The 16,328-nt window shown below is 37.2% G+C and carries 15 protein-coding genes; 5 read left to right on the top strand and 10 right to left on the bottom strand.

The window, feature by feature from the left end; genetic code table 11:
* Positions 1 to 43: 43 nt before the first annotated feature.
* Entirely contained in the window at positions 44 to 1,234 is a 1,191-nt protein-coding gene (locus tag AC5XHR_RS07905) for a phosphoglycerate kinase (RefSeq protein WP_495950233.1), read from the bottom strand.
* Positions 1,235 to 1,881: 647 nt separating this feature from the next.
* Between AC5XHR_RS07905 and AC5XHR_RS07900 the strand changes: the two genes are divergently transcribed.
* The 5 genes from AC5XHR_RS07900 to AC5XHR_RS07880 all read left to right on the top strand — a co-directional run bounded on the left by AC5XHR_RS07900 (position 1,882) and on the right by AC5XHR_RS07880 (position 6,772).
* On the top strand, positions 1,882 to 2,316 hold the full coding sequence (locus tag AC5XHR_RS07900; RefSeq protein ID WP_495950232.1) for an RpiB/LacA/LacB family sugar-phosphate isomerase: 435 nt from the start codon (positions 1,882 to 1,884) through the stop codon (positions 2,314 to 2,316).
* Between the two features lie 239 nt (positions 2,317 to 2,555).
* Positions 2,556 to 4,706: a ribonuclease R gene (gene rnr / locus AC5XHR_RS07895; protein ID WP_495950231.1), complete on the top strand. Its 2,151-nt coding sequence runs from the start codon at positions 2,556 to 2,558 to the stop codon at positions 4,704 to 4,706.
* A gap of 76 nt (positions 4,707 to 4,782) precedes the next feature.
* On the top strand, positions 4,783 to 5,463 hold the full coding sequence (locus AC5XHR_RS07890; protein WP_495950230.1) for a LysE family translocator: 681 nt from the start codon (positions 4,783 to 4,785) through the stop codon (positions 5,461 to 5,463).
* A 6-nt stretch (positions 5,464 to 5,469) separates the two neighbouring features.
* A complete protein-coding gene (locus AC5XHR_RS07885) occupies positions 5,470 to 6,402 on the top strand; it encodes a S66 peptidase family protein (RefSeq protein ID WP_495950229.1) in 933 nt (310 codons plus the stop codon).
* A gap of 4 nt (positions 6,403 to 6,406) precedes the next feature.
* Complete coding sequence (locus tag AC5XHR_RS07880) at positions 6,407 to 6,772, top strand: YraN family protein (RefSeq protein ID WP_495950228.1); 366 nt, start codon at positions 6,407 to 6,409, stop codon at positions 6,770 to 6,772.
* Positions 6,773 to 6,811: 39 nt separating this feature from the next.
* Here the strand turns inward: AC5XHR_RS07880 and AC5XHR_RS07875 are convergent, their stop codons facing one another.
* The 9 genes from AC5XHR_RS07875 to AC5XHR_RS07835 all read right to left on the bottom strand — a co-directional run bounded on the left by AC5XHR_RS07875 (position 6,812) and on the right by AC5XHR_RS07835 (position 16,326).
* Positions 6,812 to 7,222: a BrxA/BrxB family bacilliredoxin gene (locus AC5XHR_RS07875; protein ID WP_495950227.1), complete on the bottom strand. Its 411-nt coding sequence runs from the start codon at positions 7,220 to 7,222 to the stop codon at positions 6,812 to 6,814.
* A gap of 203 nt (positions 7,223 to 7,425) precedes the next feature.
* A complete protein-coding gene (locus AC5XHR_RS07870; protein ID WP_495950226.1) occupies positions 7,426 to 7,872 on the bottom strand; it encodes a GatB/YqeY domain-containing protein in 447 nt (148 codons plus the stop codon).
* A 15-nt stretch (positions 7,873 to 7,887) separates the two neighbouring features.
* The gene (gene ftsZ / locus AC5XHR_RS07865; protein WP_495950225.1) at positions 7,888 to 9,744 is read right to left on the bottom strand and encodes a cell division protein FtsZ; all 1,857 of its coding nucleotides are present in this window, start codon (positions 9,742 to 9,744) and stop codon (positions 7,888 to 7,890) included.
* A gap of 52 nt (positions 9,745 to 9,796) precedes the next feature.
* On the bottom strand, positions 9,797 to 11,179 hold the full coding sequence (gene ftsA / locus AC5XHR_RS07860) for a cell division protein FtsA (RefSeq protein ID WP_495950224.1): 1,383 nt from the start codon (positions 11,177 to 11,179) through the stop codon (positions 9,797 to 9,799).
* Positions 11,180 to 11,221: 42 nt separating this feature from the next.
* On the bottom strand, positions 11,222 to 12,061 hold the full coding sequence (locus tag AC5XHR_RS07855; RefSeq protein ID WP_495950223.1) for a cell division protein FtsQ/DivIB: 840 nt from the start codon (positions 12,059 to 12,061) through the stop codon (positions 11,222 to 11,224).
* A gap of 1 nt (position 12,062) precedes the next feature.
* Complete coding sequence (locus AC5XHR_RS07850; protein ID WP_495950222.1) at positions 12,063 to 12,581, bottom strand: hypothetical protein; 519 nt, start codon at positions 12,579 to 12,581, stop codon at positions 12,063 to 12,065.
* Between the two features lie 2 nt (positions 12,582 to 12,583).
* Positions 12,584 to 13,942 carry a UDP-N-acetylmuramate--L-alanine ligase gene (gene murC / locus AC5XHR_RS07845; protein ID WP_495950221.1) on the bottom strand — a complete coding sequence of 453 codons (1,359 nt, stop codon included), beginning with the start codon at positions 13,940 to 13,942 and terminating at the stop codon, positions 12,584 to 12,586.
* 21 nt (positions 13,943 to 13,963) lie between these two features.
* On the bottom strand, positions 13,964 to 15,079 hold the full coding sequence (murG, locus tag AC5XHR_RS07840; RefSeq protein WP_495950220.1) for an undecaprenyldiphospho-muramoylpentapeptide beta-N-acetylglucosaminyltransferase: 1,116 nt from the start codon (positions 15,077 to 15,079) through the stop codon (positions 13,964 to 13,966).
* An 11-nt stretch (positions 15,080 to 15,090) separates the two neighbouring features.
* Positions 15,091 to 16,326 carry an FtsW/RodA/SpoVE family cell cycle protein gene (locus AC5XHR_RS07835; protein WP_495950219.1) on the bottom strand — a complete coding sequence of 412 codons (1,236 nt, stop codon included), beginning with the start codon at positions 16,324 to 16,326 and terminating at the stop codon, positions 15,091 to 15,093.
* Positions 16,327 to 16,328: the final 2 nt, after the last annotated feature.

Below are 16,328 nucleotides of genomic sequence, written 5' to 3'. Positions count from 1 at the left end.
CGAGAAAATTCTCGGATTTTTATTTTATAGAGTAAAATATTTTTTACTTATTGATCGCTGCAACTCCAGGAAGTTCTAAACCTTCTAAACTTTCTAACATCGCTCCTCCTCCAGTTGAAACATAAGAAACTTGATTATCATATCCATTTTGTTTTACAAAGGCAACACTATCTCCTCCACCAACTAATGAAAATGCTCCCATTTTTGTCGCTTCAGCTATACTTTCACCTAAAGCTATAGTTCCTGCAGCAAAATTAGAAAGTTCAAATACACCAACTGGTCCATTCCATAAAATCGTTTTTGAATTCAAAATTACATCATGGAAAATTTCTCTTGATCTTGGTCCAGCGTCCAAACCTTGCCAACCTTCTGGAATTTCAAAAATATTAGCTTCTTCAATCGCTGCATCATTACTGAAAGCATCAGCAATAACAACATCTACAGGTAAATATACTTTTACATTTGCAGCTTTTGCTTTTTCTAAAATTTCTAGAGCTAATTGCAATTTATCTTCTTCTACAATAGATTTTCCAATCTTACCACCTTCTGCTTTAACGAATGTAAAAGCCATTCCTCCACCAATAATTAAATTATCTACTTTAGGAAGAATATTCTCTATAACGGTAATCTTCGATGAAACTTTAGATCCACCTAAAATCGCAGTAACCGGCTTTACACTATTATACAATACCTTATCGATAGCTCCTAATTCTTTAGCGAGTAGTAAACCGAAAAATTTAGTTGAAGGAAAATAATCCGCAATAATTGCTGTAGAAGCATGGGCTCTATGCGCTGTACCAAAGGCATCATTAACATAAGCATCACCTAGTTTACTTAATTTTTCTGCAAAAACAGTATCTCCTTTTTCTTCTTCATTATGAAAACGAAGGTTTTCCAAAACTAAGATTTCACCAGGTTTCAAAGCAGCTGCTTTCTCCTCTGCTTCACTTCCAATACAATCAGAAGCAAACTGAACCGAATGCCCTAAAACCTTCTCAATTTCGGGAAGAATATGTTTTAATGAAAACTCATCACTAACTTGTCCTTTAGGTCGGCCTAAATGCGTCATTAAGATCACTGAACCACCATCGTTCAATATTTTATCAATGCTCGGTTTTGCCGCAACAATTCGGGTATTATCCGTCACTTCTAGAGCGTCGTTTTGCGGAACATTAAAATCAACCCTAACTAAGGCTTTTTTATCTTTAAAATTAAAATCGTTAATGGTTTTCATAAATTTTTTCTTTGTTTGAATGCTTCACAAATTTAGCATTTCTCGATTTGATTCGGAAACAAAGAATCAAAAACTTTCCCCAACCCCAACAATATTTATTATCTACATATTTTCTTATTTAAAAAAAAGATTGTTGACTGTTGTTGTTATGTATTGTTAGTTTTGCGGATAAGTTTCTAGTTCTATTTTGCCACAAGGAATCTCTCGGAATTCCCAGTTTTATTAACATTGTAAAGTATTGAAAATAAAGGAATATTAGTAGTTTTAAACAATTGTTGATAAAACTAATGTTATCAAACTATGAACAAAAGTATCGTGAATACTTCGTCGAATTTGATGAAGATAATTCCACAAAAGAATTTGAATTTTCCCGAGAAATAAATCTCATTACGAATTTATTTTGGGTAAAAACGAATGGATTTATTCTCTTTTATCCACATTGATTTTTGCACTTTTTAACAAAGCATTTTAACAAAATGTTAATTTACTCGATATGAAGTAATTAGTCAATTCACACAAACTATAAAGTTACAGACTTTCAATAGATTACATTTTATAGAATTTGAATATTCTTTTCTAGGATTGTTAGTAAATCTAAAATTCCGTTTTTTGGAGTACCTTTGCTAGGAATAAATCTAGAAAAGAAAATGAAAAAAATTGCAATTGCAGCTGATCACGCTGGTTACGAACTTAAAGAATATCTTAAAAGTCAATTAGGCGAGTCGTATGAAATTACGGATTACGGAACGCATTCTTTGGATAGTGTAGATTATCCTGACTTTGTTCATCCAGCAGCTTCTTCAGTTGAAGACGGAACTAATGTTTTCGGAATTTTGGTTTGTGGAAGCGGTCAAGGTGTTGCTATGACGGCAAACAAACATCAGCAGATTCGTTGCGCTTTGTGTTGGATACCAGAATTGGGTATCTTGGCAAGACAGCATAATAATGCGAATATGGTGGCTCTTCCAGCACGTTTTATTGCAAAGGAATTAGCACTAGAAATTGTTGAGAAATTTCTAACAACAGAATTTGAAGGCGGCAGACACCAAAATAGAGTAAACAAAATTGCTTGCGGATTATAAAACTAAAGCTTACCAATTTTGGTAAGCTTTTTTATTAAACTTTGTTTATCCAAGGTAGTTTAGCATACTTATTGCATATTAATCAAAGAGAAATTTACTTTTGTATTTTACCTTATTTTCTTCGCATTCTTTTCTATTTATCAGTATATTTAATCCGTTTAAAATTTTACCCTACCTAAAATTTGCTGTATTAGTAGAATTTCAAGGGTCGAAATTTCTTAAACTAAATTTTTAATTGAATGAAAAAAAGTAAATATTTCAGTTCCAAAAACGATAACAAATTAAAAGATATTGGAAAGAAAATTTTGCAATTTATGACGCAGAATTCTTCTAAAATCTATAATTATAAACATATATCGGACGGAATTGATTATAAAAACCCGAGACAAAGGGAACAAGTAATCCAAGCATTACATCAACTAAGAGCCGAAGATAAAATCCAAGAGGTTGAAAAAGGAAAATATATTATTAACCTAAAGATTTCGGGGACATTAACCGGAATTATTGATTTTAACCAAAGTGGAAATGCATATGTAGCTGTAGAAGGCATGGAAGATGATGTATTTGTCCATGCTAAAAACGTAAAAAACGCGATGCAAGGCGATCAAGTGTTGATTGTTACGTATCATTATAAAGGAAAAAAACTAGAAGGTTCGGTTGTAGAAGTACTAGACCGTAAAAGAGAAGAGTTTGTCGGAACTTTTGAATTTATCAAGCATAAAGATTTTGGTTTTGTCGTTGGTGATAAAAAGTCCGTAAATACAGATTTCTTTATTCCGAAAGACAAAATTAATGGCGCTGAAAACGGCGATAAAGTATTAATCAAAATGATTGATTGGGCGCCCGATTCTAAAAATCCAGAAGCCGAGATTATCAAGATTTTAGGAAAACCAGGTGAGCACGAAACGGAAATCCATTCTATTCTTGCAGAATACGGGCTTCCCTATGCTTTCCCTGATGAAGTGGAACAGTATGCAGATCAGTTAGATCGTACGATTGGAGGTGAAGAAGTGAAGAAACGTTGGGATATGCGTAATGTGTTAACATTTACGATTGACCCGAAAGACGCGAAAGACTTTGATGATGCGATTTCTATGCGTAAACTAGAAAATGGAAATTGGGAAATTGGGGTTCACATTGCGGATGTTTCGCATTATGTAACACCAGGATCGGTGTTAGATGAGGAAGCTTATGAAAGAGCAACGTCCATTTATTTGGTTGACCGCGTGGTTCCCATGCTTCCTGAGGTTTTGAGTAACGGAGTTTGTTCGCTTCGTCCGAATGAAGATAAATATACGTTTTCTGCTGTTTTTGAAATGACCGATAAAGCTGAAGTTGTTAAAGAATGGTTTGGTAGAACGGTAACGCATTCCGATCGTCGTTTTGCGTATGAAGAAGCTCAGGAACGTATTGAAATGGGTGAAGGAGATCTTGCAGAAGAAATTCTGGTTTTGGATCGTTTGGCTAAAATTATGCGTCAACAACGTATCAAAAATGGAGCAATAACCTTTGATAGAAGCGAAGTTCGATTCAATTTGGATGAGAAAAATGAACCGATTGGTGTTTATTTCAAGATTTCCAAAGATGCCAATCATTTGATTGAGGAGTTTATGCTTTTAGCAAACCGAAAAGTATCCGAATTTGTGTCAGTTAACCAAAGACATGAGCCAACGAATAATACCTTTATTTACCGTATTCACGAAGATCCAGATCCTGCGAAATTGCAGTCTTTGAAGGAATTTGTTTCCACATTTGGATACACTATGAATATCACCAATACGAAGAAAGTTGCGGAAAGTATGAATAAGCTTTTAGCGGATGTAAAAGGGAAAGGTGAAGAAAATATGATCGAAACCTTAGCGATGCGCTCGATGAGTAAAGCGGTTTATTCTACCAATCCCATTGGGCATTACGGACTTGGATTTGAGTATTATTCCCATTTTACATCACCAATTCGACGTTATCCCGATTTAATTGCGCATCGTTTGCTTCAACATTATTTGGATAAAGGAAAATCGGTAAGTAAAGACGAAGTCGAAGCGCAATCAAAACATTGTTCGCAAATGGAGCGTTTGGCAGCGGATGCTGAGCGTGATTCCATCAAATTCATGCAAGTGAAGTTTATGGAAAAACATTTGGGTGAAGAGTTCCAGGGAGTTATTTCCGGTGTTGCCGAATTTGGTTTCTGGGTTGAAATTCCAGAAAATGGAGCCGAAGGTTTAATCAAACTTCGAGATTTAATGGATGATAGCTACCAATACGATGCAAAAAATCACGCTGTTTACGGTACACGAACTGGAAAAGCCTATCAATTGGGTGATGAAGTTAAAATCAAAGTGATGAAAGCCAATCTTATCCAAAAGCAATTGGATTTTAAAATTGTAGACTAAGTTGTTTTAAATACAATTAACAAAAGTTCTACCCTAGAAATACCTAATTTATTTTTAAATAAGTAAATTTGTTTCTATGGTAGAACTTATATTTTCTGCAATGGGCTTGGGAATCATGCTGAGTTTGGTCTTTATTGGACCGATATTTTTCCTGCTCATTGAGACCAGTTTTTCTAGAGGAGCCAAACACGCTTTAACCCTCGATTTGGGTGTTATTTCCGCAGATATCCTGTGTATTGTCGCTGCGTATTATGCCAGCGCCGATTTGGTTTCGTTGATTGATAAACATCCTGGTTTTTACCGTATAACAGCTCTTATTATCTTTATTTATGGTATTTTCATGATGGTTTCCAAAACGAAAATGCATATTTCGCACGAAGATAAAATCGTTGGAAAAAATTATTTCAAAACCTTTTTTAATGGATTTTTACTCAATCTTCTCAATGTAGGTGTTATCTTATTTTGGTTGGTGACGGTGATTTCCGTGCGTAATCAATATCCAAAAACCGAAGATTTCTTCCTGTATATCGGGATTGTAATCACGGTGTATTTAATTATTGATTTATTTAAAATCTTTTTAGCGAAACAATTTCATCGCAAGATGACGCAAAATATTGCCAACAAGATCCGAAAAGGGGTTGGTATCATCCTTATCCTATTCAGTTTTTTCATCTTTTTGCAGAGTTTCAAACAGTTTAATCAGTTTGATAGACAACTCGAAGAAGCCGAAAAAAAAGAACAAATACAACGAAAGTAAATTTTCATGAACAGCATTCAGTATCCAAGAAGTATAAAAAAAGGAGCTAAAATTGGGATTATTTCACCCGCAGGTTCCGTTTCCGAAGAACAATTATCAACGCAAATTGAAAGTCTAAAAAAGCAAGGTTTTGAACCTGTTTTTGGCAAGCATGCGTTGGGAAATTTTAGTTTTGGTTATTCGTATTCGGGGAATGAAAAGGAGCGAATTCAAGATTTGAATTGGGCTTTCAATGATCCTGAAATCGATGCAATTTGGGCAACACGAGGTGGTTATGGTTGTCAGCATTTACTTCGTCATTTGAAATTAAATTCGTTTCGCAAAACCCCAAAATGGTATATCGGCTATTCGGATAACACGGTTATTCAAAGCTTTTTGTTGAAAAATGGTTTTGCTTCCATCCACGGACAAACTATTAAAACATCGTCTTTTGGTGTTACCCCAGAATCCTACGACGGAATTATCGATATTTTAAAAGGAAAGAAACCTAAATACACGATTGATAGTAGTGAATTCAATCGCAAAGGAAAAGCCGAAGGAATGTTAGTTGGTGGTAATTTATCGTTGATTTATGCGCTTTTGGGAACGACGTACTCGTTTGATTTTAAAGATAAAATTTTGTTTATCGAAGAAATTGGCGAGAATTTTTATGCGCTGGATCGAATGTTAATTTCGCTTGATTTGGCGGGAGTTTTCAGAAAAATTAAAGGCTTAGTTGTGGGAGGAATGACCAATATGGGCAAAGAAGCGGATAACAAAGAGTATGAAGCGAGTTTCGATGGTTTTGCAAATGAAATCATTCAACATCGGGTTGCGAAATACGATTTCCCTGTACTTTATGATTTTCCAAATGGACATATTTACGATAACCGTCCACTTATTATCGGTGGAACGGCAAAATTGGATTGCGGAAAAGACTCAAAATTGACTTTTATCTAAAATCATGGCCGAACATTACGATTTCGGGAAAAAGGCGGAAAATGAAGCCGTATTGTATCTCAAACAAAACGGATACGAGATTCTCGAGCGTAATTATTATTTCCAAAAAGCAGAAATTGATATTATCGCTAAAATAGATGCGATTTTGGTAATTGTTGAAGTAAAAGCGAGATCATCCGCATTTTTTCAAGAACCTGAAGAAGCAGTGAACAAAAAAAAACGAGGTTTATTGATTGCTGCCGCGGATGCGTACGTAACACAGCATAATTTGTACGAAAACGTTCGGTTTGATATTATCTCTATTCTCAAGGAAAAAAGTGGAGAATTGAAGATCAATCACATTCAAAATGCGTTTGATAGTATAGAATAAAAAAACGACAGAAATCTCTGTCGTTTTTTTGTATGCTGTTTAGCAATATTCTTCGTAAGCTGCTTGAAGGTTTGCTGCAATTGCACCTGCAGGATTTCCTTCAATGTGGTGTCTTTCTAGCATGTGCACCAATTCACCATCTTTGAAAAGCGCTACACAAGGAGAGCTTGGTGGGAATGGAGCCATCAATTTTCTAGCTTCAGCAACTGCATCGGTATCAAAACCTGCGAAAGCCGTTACCAAATGATCTGGTTTTTTGTCACCTGTTAATGAAAAAACAACGCCTGGTCTTGCAGCTCCAGCCGCACATCCGCAAACGGAGTTAATCATAATTAGCGTCGTTCCTTGTTGTTTCAAAGCGGCATCTACTTGCGCTGCCGAAGTTAGATCTTCGAAACCTTTATCTGTAAGTTCAGCCTTCATAGGCATTACTAAATCTGCTGGATACATATTTCTATGGTATTTAAAGTTAAACGTTTTCTAATTTGAGGTACAAAATTAAGCAATAATAATGGAAATCCTCTTGTGCTTTTATCTATCAATATAATGCCAAAAGCCAATTGGTGCCATTGTGACACAAAAAAGCCTAGAACAATTGCGTTCTAGGCTCAATCAAATCGATATGCAAAGGTTGAATATCCTTATTTACAAGGCTAAGAAAGAAGTTTCTTCGCCATTTCTGAAATGCTTTTTCCATCGGATTTTCCAGCCAAAGCTTTGGATGCAAGACCCATTACTTTACCCAAATCCTTGATGCTTTCTGCTTTCGCTTCTGCAATGATGTTTTTCATTTCAGTTTCTAGTTCTTCTGCCGAAAGTTGTTTCGGTAAGAAGGTTTCTATCACTTTCATTTGCGCTTCTTCTACTTCAGCTAGGTCGTTTCTACCTTGTGCCGCAAATTGCTCGAAAGAATCTTTTCTTTGCTTAATCATGCGTTGCAAGATGGCAATTTCCTGTTCTGCAGAAACCTCGGCACCTTTAGCTTCGGTTTTTAGCAACAAAATTTGTGCTTTTACGGCGCGTAATGAGTCTAAAGCCACTTTGTCTTTAGCACGCATTGCCGTTTTAATTGCTTCTGTTATGGTATTTTCTAAACTCATTTTTCGTTAAAATAATTAGTCAACATCCTTGTTTAGGAAACGATTCTCTCGAATTTGAATATCGCCTTTATCGTTTTCTGACATAAAGAAATTGTTCTGCTGACTAGACGCATTCGGCATGTCTAGGTTGATGTTTTTTCTTTTAAATGCAGGAATCGTCTCAAATTCCATATCGTTATCTACATTTTGATAACGGGAATTGAATTCCTTCAACTTATTACGTCTTTCGGATACTTTTTGATCGTGCTCTGAAGTCGTTTTGTTGATGAACGTAAACTCTTCCGTTTGCGTAATTTCAGGCTGCTTTTCAACCGGTTTTTCCTCAACGATAGGTTCTTCTACTTTTTTAGAAATAGGTTCTTCGATTGAGAAGTTAAACGCTGTTTTTTCAAACGTATCTTCTACTGGTTCTTCCAAAATTTCTTCATTCACCACTTCGTTCGTTACTTCAAACGTCTCTTCGGTATCAAAAGAATCATCTAAGCTGAAATTAACCTGTACTGGCTTCTCTTCTTGAACGCTGAATGTGGTTTCTTCCTTTGCAGGACGATCTTCAACATCAAAAGAGAAAGATTCGGATTCTAAATCGTCATCATAATCTCCGTACGAGAAAAGGTTTAGTTCTTCTTCAGGTTCGTTATCGTGTTCTACGATTTGCGTTTCCTGATATTCTTCAATAGCAACTTGCGTTTCAATCGCCGATTGTGCTTTGAATTGAGGTGTATTACTTTCTTCGTCGTCTAGCCGAAAGAAATTTTGCTTCGGTGCTGATTGATTAGAAACCTCATTACGATCAGCCTTGCTTTTGAACGGAGATTCACGGTTTGATCTTTCAACCGGATCGTTTAGTTTAATCGTTGTTTTTTCAATAGGACCCGAATGTTTCCAATTGTCTTTAGAAAAACCCGTAGCAATAACCAATACGCTGATTCCGTCGCCTAATTCTTCATCCGAACCAACTCCGAAAATAATATCCGCCGTATTTCCTGCTTCTCTTTGGATATAATCGTTGATAATTCCGATTTCGTCCATCGTTGCTTCTTCGCTTCCGCTTCGGATTAATAATAAGACATTGCGAGCTCCCGTGATTTTGTTATCGTTCAACAATGGAGAATCCAATGCCTTGCGAACCGCTTCCTCTGCTTTGTTTTCACCAGATGCACTTCCTGTAGACATTAATGCCGTACCAGAATTTTGTAATACCGATTTCGCATCTCTAAAGTCAATATTGACATCGAAATAACCCGTAATAACTTCTGCCATTCCTTTTGCAGCGTTCGTTAACACTTCATCCGCTTTAGAAAATCCTTGTTTGAATCCTAAATTTCCGAATTGTTGTCTCAACTTATCATTGTTGATGACAATAAGTGAATCGACATTATTACGTAGTTTTTCAAGACCCAATTCGGCTTGATCAAGACGTCTTTTACCTTCAAAACTAAACGGTACGGTAACGATACCCACCGTTAAAATGCCCATTTCTTTTGCCACTTTCGCGATTACTGGCGCAGCACCGGTACCGGTACCACCACCCATCCCGGCAGTAATGAACACCATTTTTGTATTTTGACCTAGAGAAGCTTTGATGTCATCGATGCTTTCTAGAGCTGCTTTTTCTCCCACTTCTGGATCTGCTCCTGCTCCTAGACCTTCGGTCATGGTAATACCCAATTGTACTTTGTTGGCTACCGGATTATTGTCTAAGGTTTGAGCGTCTGTATTGCAAATAACGAAATCTACCCCATGAATACCTTTTTCGTACATGTGTCTCAAAGCGTTATTTCCACCGCCACCAACACCAATTACTTTGATGATGGATGAATTTCCCTTTGGTAAGTCAAATGAAAATCCTTGTGTGCTGAATCCTTCCATATCTTGTTTTTCTTTATTCTTATTAATTAAAAAATACCTGCTATTGCTCGTTCTACTCTACTTCTTCGAAGAATTTTTTTACTTTTTCCATCAAAGCTTGTCCGAAAGTCGGTTTTCCCGTTCCTCCTTTTTGTGGCTTTTGTGGAGCTTGTGGCTCTTCTCTAGTGTCAACAACGGCAGCAACCTCTGTTGTAGCAGTTTCTGCAGTTGGTGTTGTTGAAGTTGTAGGAAGAACTTCTTCTTCAAAAATATCAGCCGTACTTGTTTTCTTATCACGGATTTTCAAGCTTTCCATCAACAACCCGATAGACGTAGCAAATTCAGGACCTTTTAGCAATTGATTTTTATCGTTTGCGATGTATTCATTGGCAAAACCTAAACGGCTATCAAACCCAGTTGTGTAGTTGGCTAATTGACGAATGTGCTTCAAATTCGAACCACCACCAGTCAATACAATTCCAGCAATAAGTTTTTTCTTTTGTTCGTATGCTCCGTACGCTTTCAGTTCAGTATTTACCATATCCAAAACCTCTTCTACACGAGCATTGATGATTTGCGCCAATGTTTTTAGCGAAATCTCTTTGTCTTGTCTTCCGTGCAAACCAGGAATCGTTACAAACGTACTGTCACGCTCCATTTCTGGAAGTGCAGAACCGAATTTAACTTTCAACTGCTCGGCATGCTTTTCAATGATAGAACATCCTTCTTTGATGTCATCTGTAATGATACCTCCACCGTAAGGAATGACGCATGTATGACGGATGATATTGTCTTTAAAAATCGCAATATCCGTTGTTCCACCACCGATATCTACGATGGCAACACCTGCTTCTTTTTCCTCTTTGGTAAGAACGGCTTCCGAAGATGCTAAAGGCTCCAACGTAAGCGCTTCCATTTCTAGACCCGCTTCTTTTACGCAACGAGCGATGTTTCGGATGCTTCCCATTTGGCCTACAACCACGTGGAAATTAGCTTCCAAACGCTTTCCGTGCATCCCAATTGGTTCATGAATTTCCCCTTCAGAATCAACCTTATATTCTTGTGGAAGAACATGGATAATTTCTTCTCCTGGCAACATAACCAATTTTTTCACTTGATCTTTAAGCGCTTCGATGTCATCTTCCGTGATGAAATCTTCTGGCTTCTCACGCATGATGTAATCCGAATGCTGTAATGATCTAATGTGCTTGCCAGCGATACCTACCGTTACTTTGTGGATAGGTACTCCTGCACTTTTCTCTGCCTCCCCAATCGCTTTTTTAATAGAGCTGATGGTTTGCGAAATGTTGTTCACAATTCCCTTGTGAACGCCAAGACTTTTGGAGCGGCCTACTCCGAGAACTTCAATTTTCCCGTGAGCATTGCGCTTCCCGACAATGGCGACAATTTTGGTTGTCCCAATGTCCAGTCCTACTGAATACTCTTGATTTTCCATTTGTTTATATCGATTTGATTTGTTTGTATTTATTATTTTCTATCAATTGGTTTTCTGTGTTGTTTTTGGTTTCACCGTTTGTGTTGGTGTAGGCACCACAATCTCTTTGGCTAAACTCTTCTTTCCTACTTGGATAATGCTGTCATTACCCTTAAAATAGGGATTTAATGTCGTTACAATTTGATTTTGATAACGTACCGAAATCTTATTGTATTTCTGAGGATCTTGATACACCAAATACTTTTCTACAAAGGTTTTGAAGCCTTTTACTTTGAATTCGATATGATCTAAATCTCCAATTTCTACTTTATAATTTCCTTCGCTGGTTAATAAATTATAGCTTCCTTTTTCTTTGGAAACCCCGATGAAATACTTCTTGCTGAAGTCATCCGCATTAATTTTTTTCACCAATTCTACCAATTTCGGATAATCTTCTTTTTTAATATTTCCTGTAACCAACATGCATGGATGCGAATAGTTTTTCGAAATCGGAAACTCGACTCCTTTTTCATCCACATAAAAATCTTGGTCTTTATAATTCATTCTAAACACAGGAACACGTTGCTTGATATCCAAGTTCAATTTTCCATTCAGGTTTAGATAAACATTAGCGCTATCCACAGCTGGCATTGCGTTTATTTTCTTTTCTAATTGTGGGATATCAACATCTCCAATTCGTTGCGAAGGATTGTTTTTTTCTACAATTTTTTTGATGTCTTTTTCATCGACAAAATAAACGGGCGTGCTGCTGTCGTTTAGCTTTACAGATACCATTTCCTTGGTCATTTTCTGATTGCCGAAGCGCTTCAACGAGAAGCTTAGCAGAAACCCTAAAAGGATTACTGTAACCAAGATTTTTAGTATTCTGTACTTATTTTTCATTTTATTTTTGACCTCCTTTTTTTTCGTCTTCTTTTCGTACGGTTTTCAACATAAACTCAAAGTTTTCTTTTAGTTCTTTGTCGTAATCCCAACTATCATCTTCTGTTTTCCCGTGTCCTAAAGACGTTATGTTTATCACTTCATTGTTCTTGATCCAAAAGCGGCAATTCCAAATTCCACCGTCTTCCGAATCGTTTTCTTTTTGATAGCTTACTGCGTCCTCAGCAAATACTTTTTTTCCTTTTTCTAGGTAGAAATATTGTTGATACGTATCAATATATTCTCCGTTTTTTAGTTCCCATCTCCGTTGAATTCGTACAATTTCATCCCCCAGTTTTGAGTATTCATATTTGATTATTTTCTTGCCATCATTTCTTTCAAAATGATAGTCTTTTACTTTTTTATTTAAACTTTCAACATACTTGTTAATTCTTGCGACTTCCGTTGTATCCGTTTTGATTTGCGAATGCACAAATCCAAAATAACAACTGAGCAGTATGATGAAAAATTTAGATTTCATTGTTATTCTCTTTTACTAAGCCACTCTACAATAGGATCATAAAGCGTATCGATATTTCCTGCTCCCACCGTTAAAAGAATGTCAAAATCTTTCGATTTAATCTTGTCAAACGCTTCCGCTAAAGAGGAAATTTCTTTCGCTTGCAAATCCACTTTTTCTAACAACCAATCCGAGGTGATCCCTTCGTAGTTTTCTTGAAGTTCACGCGCTGGATAAATGTCCAAAAGGATGAGTTCATCGGCACTTTCTAGGCTTTCTGCAAAACCATCTGCGAAATCGCGAGTTCGGCTGAACAAATGCGGTTGAAATGCCACTAACAATTTTTTCCCTGGGTAAAAAGTTTTAATGGAACCAATCACCGCATTCAATTCCGTTGGATGATGCGCATAATCGTCAATATAGATTTTCCCCGTATCGAAAATATGTTTCGTATATCTTCTTTTAATTCCTTTAAATGATGCAATTGCCTTTTTCAACGTGTCATAATCAACACCCATTTTTCTAAGCATAGCAATTGCTACCGTTGCATTTTCAACATTATGGATGCCTGGAATTTGCCATTGAAATGCATGACTTTCCGTTCCGTCATGAAAGTTGAAGAACATCGTGTCGCCTTCAATTTTCAACCCATCAGAATAAAAATCGGCTTCTTGGTTTACCGCATACGTTTGATGAGGTCGCCCAATATCAATTCCTTTTCGAACGAACAATTGATTGTCATTCGGAACCAAAGCCGCAAAATCTCTAAAACTTTGCTCAATATGCTGCGTATCGCCATAAATATCCAAATGATCCGCATCAATAGACGTTACCACCGCCCAATTGGGATGCAAATTCAGAAAGCTACGATCGTATTCATCGGCTTCAACAACCGAGATTTCGTTTCCGTTGTAAAGAAAATTCGATTTAAAATTCTCCGAAATTCCACCCAAAAAACATGAAAACGGAAGATTTGCTTCTTTACACAAATGCGCAACTAAAGTTGACGTTGTGGTTTTTCCATGCGTTCCTGCAACCGCAATACAGTTGGTATGCTCGGTGATTAAACCTAAAACTTTTGCTCTTTTCAGAACCGTAAAGTTGTTTTCCATTAAATGTTGAAGAATATCCAATTTCTTGATGGCTGGCGTGTAAATCACTAACGTTTTTTCAGGGTCTAAGGTCGTTACTTTATCATCGATGAGGTCTTGAAAAACAATTTCAATTCCTTCTTGTTGCAAGACTTTGGTAAGCTTTGTTTCGGTTTTATCATAACCCAAAACGCGACCACCCGACGAATGAAAATAACGCGCTAAAGCGCTCATTCCGATTCCGCCGATTCCTACAAAATAGAAGGTGTTGTATGTGTTTAAAATACTCATCGTTTTATCTATTAACTCTGGTTAAAGAGTGATTTTTACTTTCTTTAAAATTTCGTCTACAATTTGCTCTGTTGCTTTTGGTTTCGCAAAGAAGCCGAGATTGTCGGACATGGTTTTTCTTAATTCAGCATCCGAGCAGATTTCCGTTAATGTAGACCAAAATAAGTCATTCATTTCCGTGTCTTTAACCATTCTTGCTGCATTTTTTTCGACTAATGTCAATGCGTTTTTGGTTTGATGATCTTCCGCTGCAAACGGAAACGGAACCAAAAGCACGGGTTTTTGTGCCACTGCCAATTCTGAAATTGCAATTGCGCCCGCTCTCGAAACAATAACATCTGCTGCAGAATACGCTAAAGGCATATCCAAAATAAATTCACGAACTTGAACCTGATTTCCCAATGCTTTAATTTCTTCGTTCGCATTGATTTCCTGATAATCGGTTTTACCCGTTTGCCAGATCACCTGATAGCCCGCTTCTTTTAAAGCCTTAAGATTCGACTTCCAACCGTTGTTTAACGTTCGTGACCCTAGAGAACCACCAACGGAAAGTATGGTTAGTTTAGATGGATCTAAACCAAATTTTTCTTTAGCCGCCGCCGTTTCCAATTTATCAGTCAAAATGTTTTGACGAATTGGATTTCCTAAAAAAGAAACGGGTGTTCCTTTGAAGAAATGCTCCATATTCGGATAGGCAGTGAAAACCGTTTGCGCTTTTTTACCCAAAAAGATGTTGGTTTTCCCAGGCAATGAGTTTTGTTCTTGAACAAAAATAGGGACGCCCAATTGCGATGCTTTTTGCAACGCTGGTCCACTCGCAAAACCTCCTGTTCCTACGGCAAAATCAGGTTTGAATTCCTGAATTAGCTTTTTCGCTTTCGCAAAACTGGAAAGAACTTTGAAAGGTAAGCTTAGGTTTTTCAAAAGGTTTCCACGATCGAATCCGGCGATGTTTAAGCCTTCAATTCGGAATCCTGCTTGCGGAACTTTTTCCATTTCCATTTTACCCAAAGCACCGATGAACAAAAACTCAGCATCCGGATATCTTTTTTGGATTTCCTGCGCAATAGCAATCGCCGGGAAGATATGTCCTCCGGTACCACCACCACTCATGATTACTTTCAATTTTTTGTCCATTTTGTTTGCTTTTAAGCGATATCGTTTATTTCTGTAATACTTTGTTTTTTTCCTATTCCTTCTTCATCGTAAACTTGGATTCTGGAACTTACATTCAGGATAATTCCTAATTGAATGTAGGTTACCAACATCGATGTTCCTCCATAACTAATCAGCGGTAAAGGCTGCCCCGTAACCGGAATGAGATTCACGGCGACGGCAATGTTTACTGAGAGCTGAACGAAGATCATTAAGCCCAAGGCAATCACGAGCAACGAGCCGAAAAAGGCTGGCATTTTACTCGCAATCATCACAATCCGGATGATCATAATTAAATACAATGCAATGAGCGTAAAGGCACCAAAAAAGCCATATTCCTCGACAATAATCGCAAAGATGAAATCGGAAGCCGACTGAGGAAGCATCTGTTTTAATGCACTTTTTCCAGGTCCCATTCCCGTAATTCCACCATGCACGATTGCTGCTTTGGCTTGCATTACCTGATAGTTTTTGGCTTTTACGCTTTCGTCCTCAACATCGGCATTGGCTTTCGAACTCGTAAATGTTTCAATACGACTCATCCATGTGTGAACACGGTTTCCACCAATCATGTTCGTATTTAAAGCCACCAAAAGGAATAGTATCGTTGCTACTACAGCTGTTGATATAAATCCGGCGACGTATTTCCAATTCAATTGTCCCACGATTAAAACAGCGATAGAGACCATCATAATCATCAAAGCGGTTGATCCGTTATCTTTTGCAACCAAGACAAAAACCAATAAAATAGGTCCAAAAATATAGAGGATATTCTCTATTGGAAGCCGTTCTCGGTTGATTTTTTTTGTTAAATAACGACACAGATAGATGATTAGCATCAAATACGCAAACGTCGATGGTTGAAAGGAAATCGGTGTTCCCGGGATTTTAAGCCATCTGCTCGCACTCGCTCCATCAATCGTCTGACCTGAGAAGAACGTTAATCCCAACATGACAATGGTGATAAAAAGCAAAATACTGCTGAGCTTCCCTATGTATTCGTATCGGAAAGATTGTACGCCTCGCATGATGAGTAAGCCCACAACAACAAATCCCATATGTTTAATCACATGGCTGGTTGTTGTTCCGGTATTCACAACATATTCTAGATTGGAACTGGCAGAATACACCGGAAATATGGAAAACATGGAGATTAAGATAATCACCGTCCATAAGACCTTATCGCCTTTCAGCCAATCTATTTTCTTTTCTGTTGTTTGCTCGTTCATCG

The organism is Kaistella sp. CFF1-2 (assembly GCF_059509915.1).
The sequence above is the reverse complement of the archived record's forward strand: the minus strand, read 5'-3'. Positions and strand labels throughout refer to the sequence as shown.

Excerpts from the sequence above, each read along its gene's own strand:
- AC5XHR_RS07855 (WP_495950223.1), bottom strand. The coding sequence starts at position 12,061 with ATGAAAAATAAGTACAGAATACTAAAAATCTTGGTTACAGTAATCCTT.
- AC5XHR_RS07875 (WP_495950227.1), bottom strand. The coding sequence starts at position 7,222 with ATGTATCCAGCAGATTTAGTAATGCCTATGAAGGCTGAACTTACAGAT.
- AC5XHR_RS07885 (WP_495950229.1), top strand. The coding sequence starts at position 5,470 with ATGAACAGCATTCAGTATCCAAGAAGTATAAAAAAAGGAGCTAAAATT.
- AC5XHR_RS07835 (WP_495950219.1), bottom strand. The coding sequence starts at position 16,326 with ATGAACGAGCAAACAACAGAAAAGAAAATAGATTGGCTGAAAGGCGAT.
- AC5XHR_RS07880 (WP_495950228.1), top strand. The coding sequence starts at position 6,407 with ATGGCCGAACATTACGATTTCGGGAAAAAGGCGGAAAATGAAGCCGTA.
- rnr (WP_495950231.1), top strand. The coding sequence starts at position 2,556 with ATGAAAAAAAGTAAATATTTCAGTTCCAAAAACGATAACAAATTAAAA.
- AC5XHR_RS07905 (WP_495950233.1), bottom strand. The coding sequence starts at position 1,234 with ATGAAAACCATTAACGATTTTAATTTTAAAGATAAAAAAGCCTTAGTT.
- AC5XHR_RS07890 (WP_495950230.1), top strand. The coding sequence starts at position 4,783 with ATGGTAGAACTTATATTTTCTGCAATGGGCTTGGGAATCATGCTGAGT.
- murC (WP_495950221.1), bottom strand. The coding sequence starts at position 13,942 with ATGAGTATTTTAAACACATACAACACCTTCTATTTTGTAGGAATCGGC.
- AC5XHR_RS07850 (WP_495950222.1), bottom strand. The coding sequence starts at position 12,581 with ATGAAATCTAAATTTTTCATCATACTGCTCAGTTGTTATTTTGGATTT.
- murG (WP_495950220.1), bottom strand. The coding sequence starts at position 15,079 with ATGGACAAAAAATTGAAAGTAATCATGAGTGGTGGTGGTACCGGAGGA.
- AC5XHR_RS07900 (WP_495950232.1), top strand. The coding sequence starts at position 1,882 with ATGAAAAAAATTGCAATTGCAGCTGATCACGCTGGTTACGAACTTAAA.
- ftsA (WP_495950224.1), bottom strand. The coding sequence starts at position 11,179 with ATGGAAAATCAAGAGTATTCAGTAGGACTGGACATTGGGACAACCAAA.
- AC5XHR_RS07870 (WP_495950226.1), bottom strand. The coding sequence starts at position 7,872 with ATGAGTTTAGAAAATACCATAACAGAAGCAATTAAAACGGCAATGCGT.
- ftsZ (WP_495950225.1), bottom strand. The coding sequence starts at position 9,744 with ATGGAAGGATTCAGCACACAAGGATTTTCATTTGACTTACCAAAGGGA.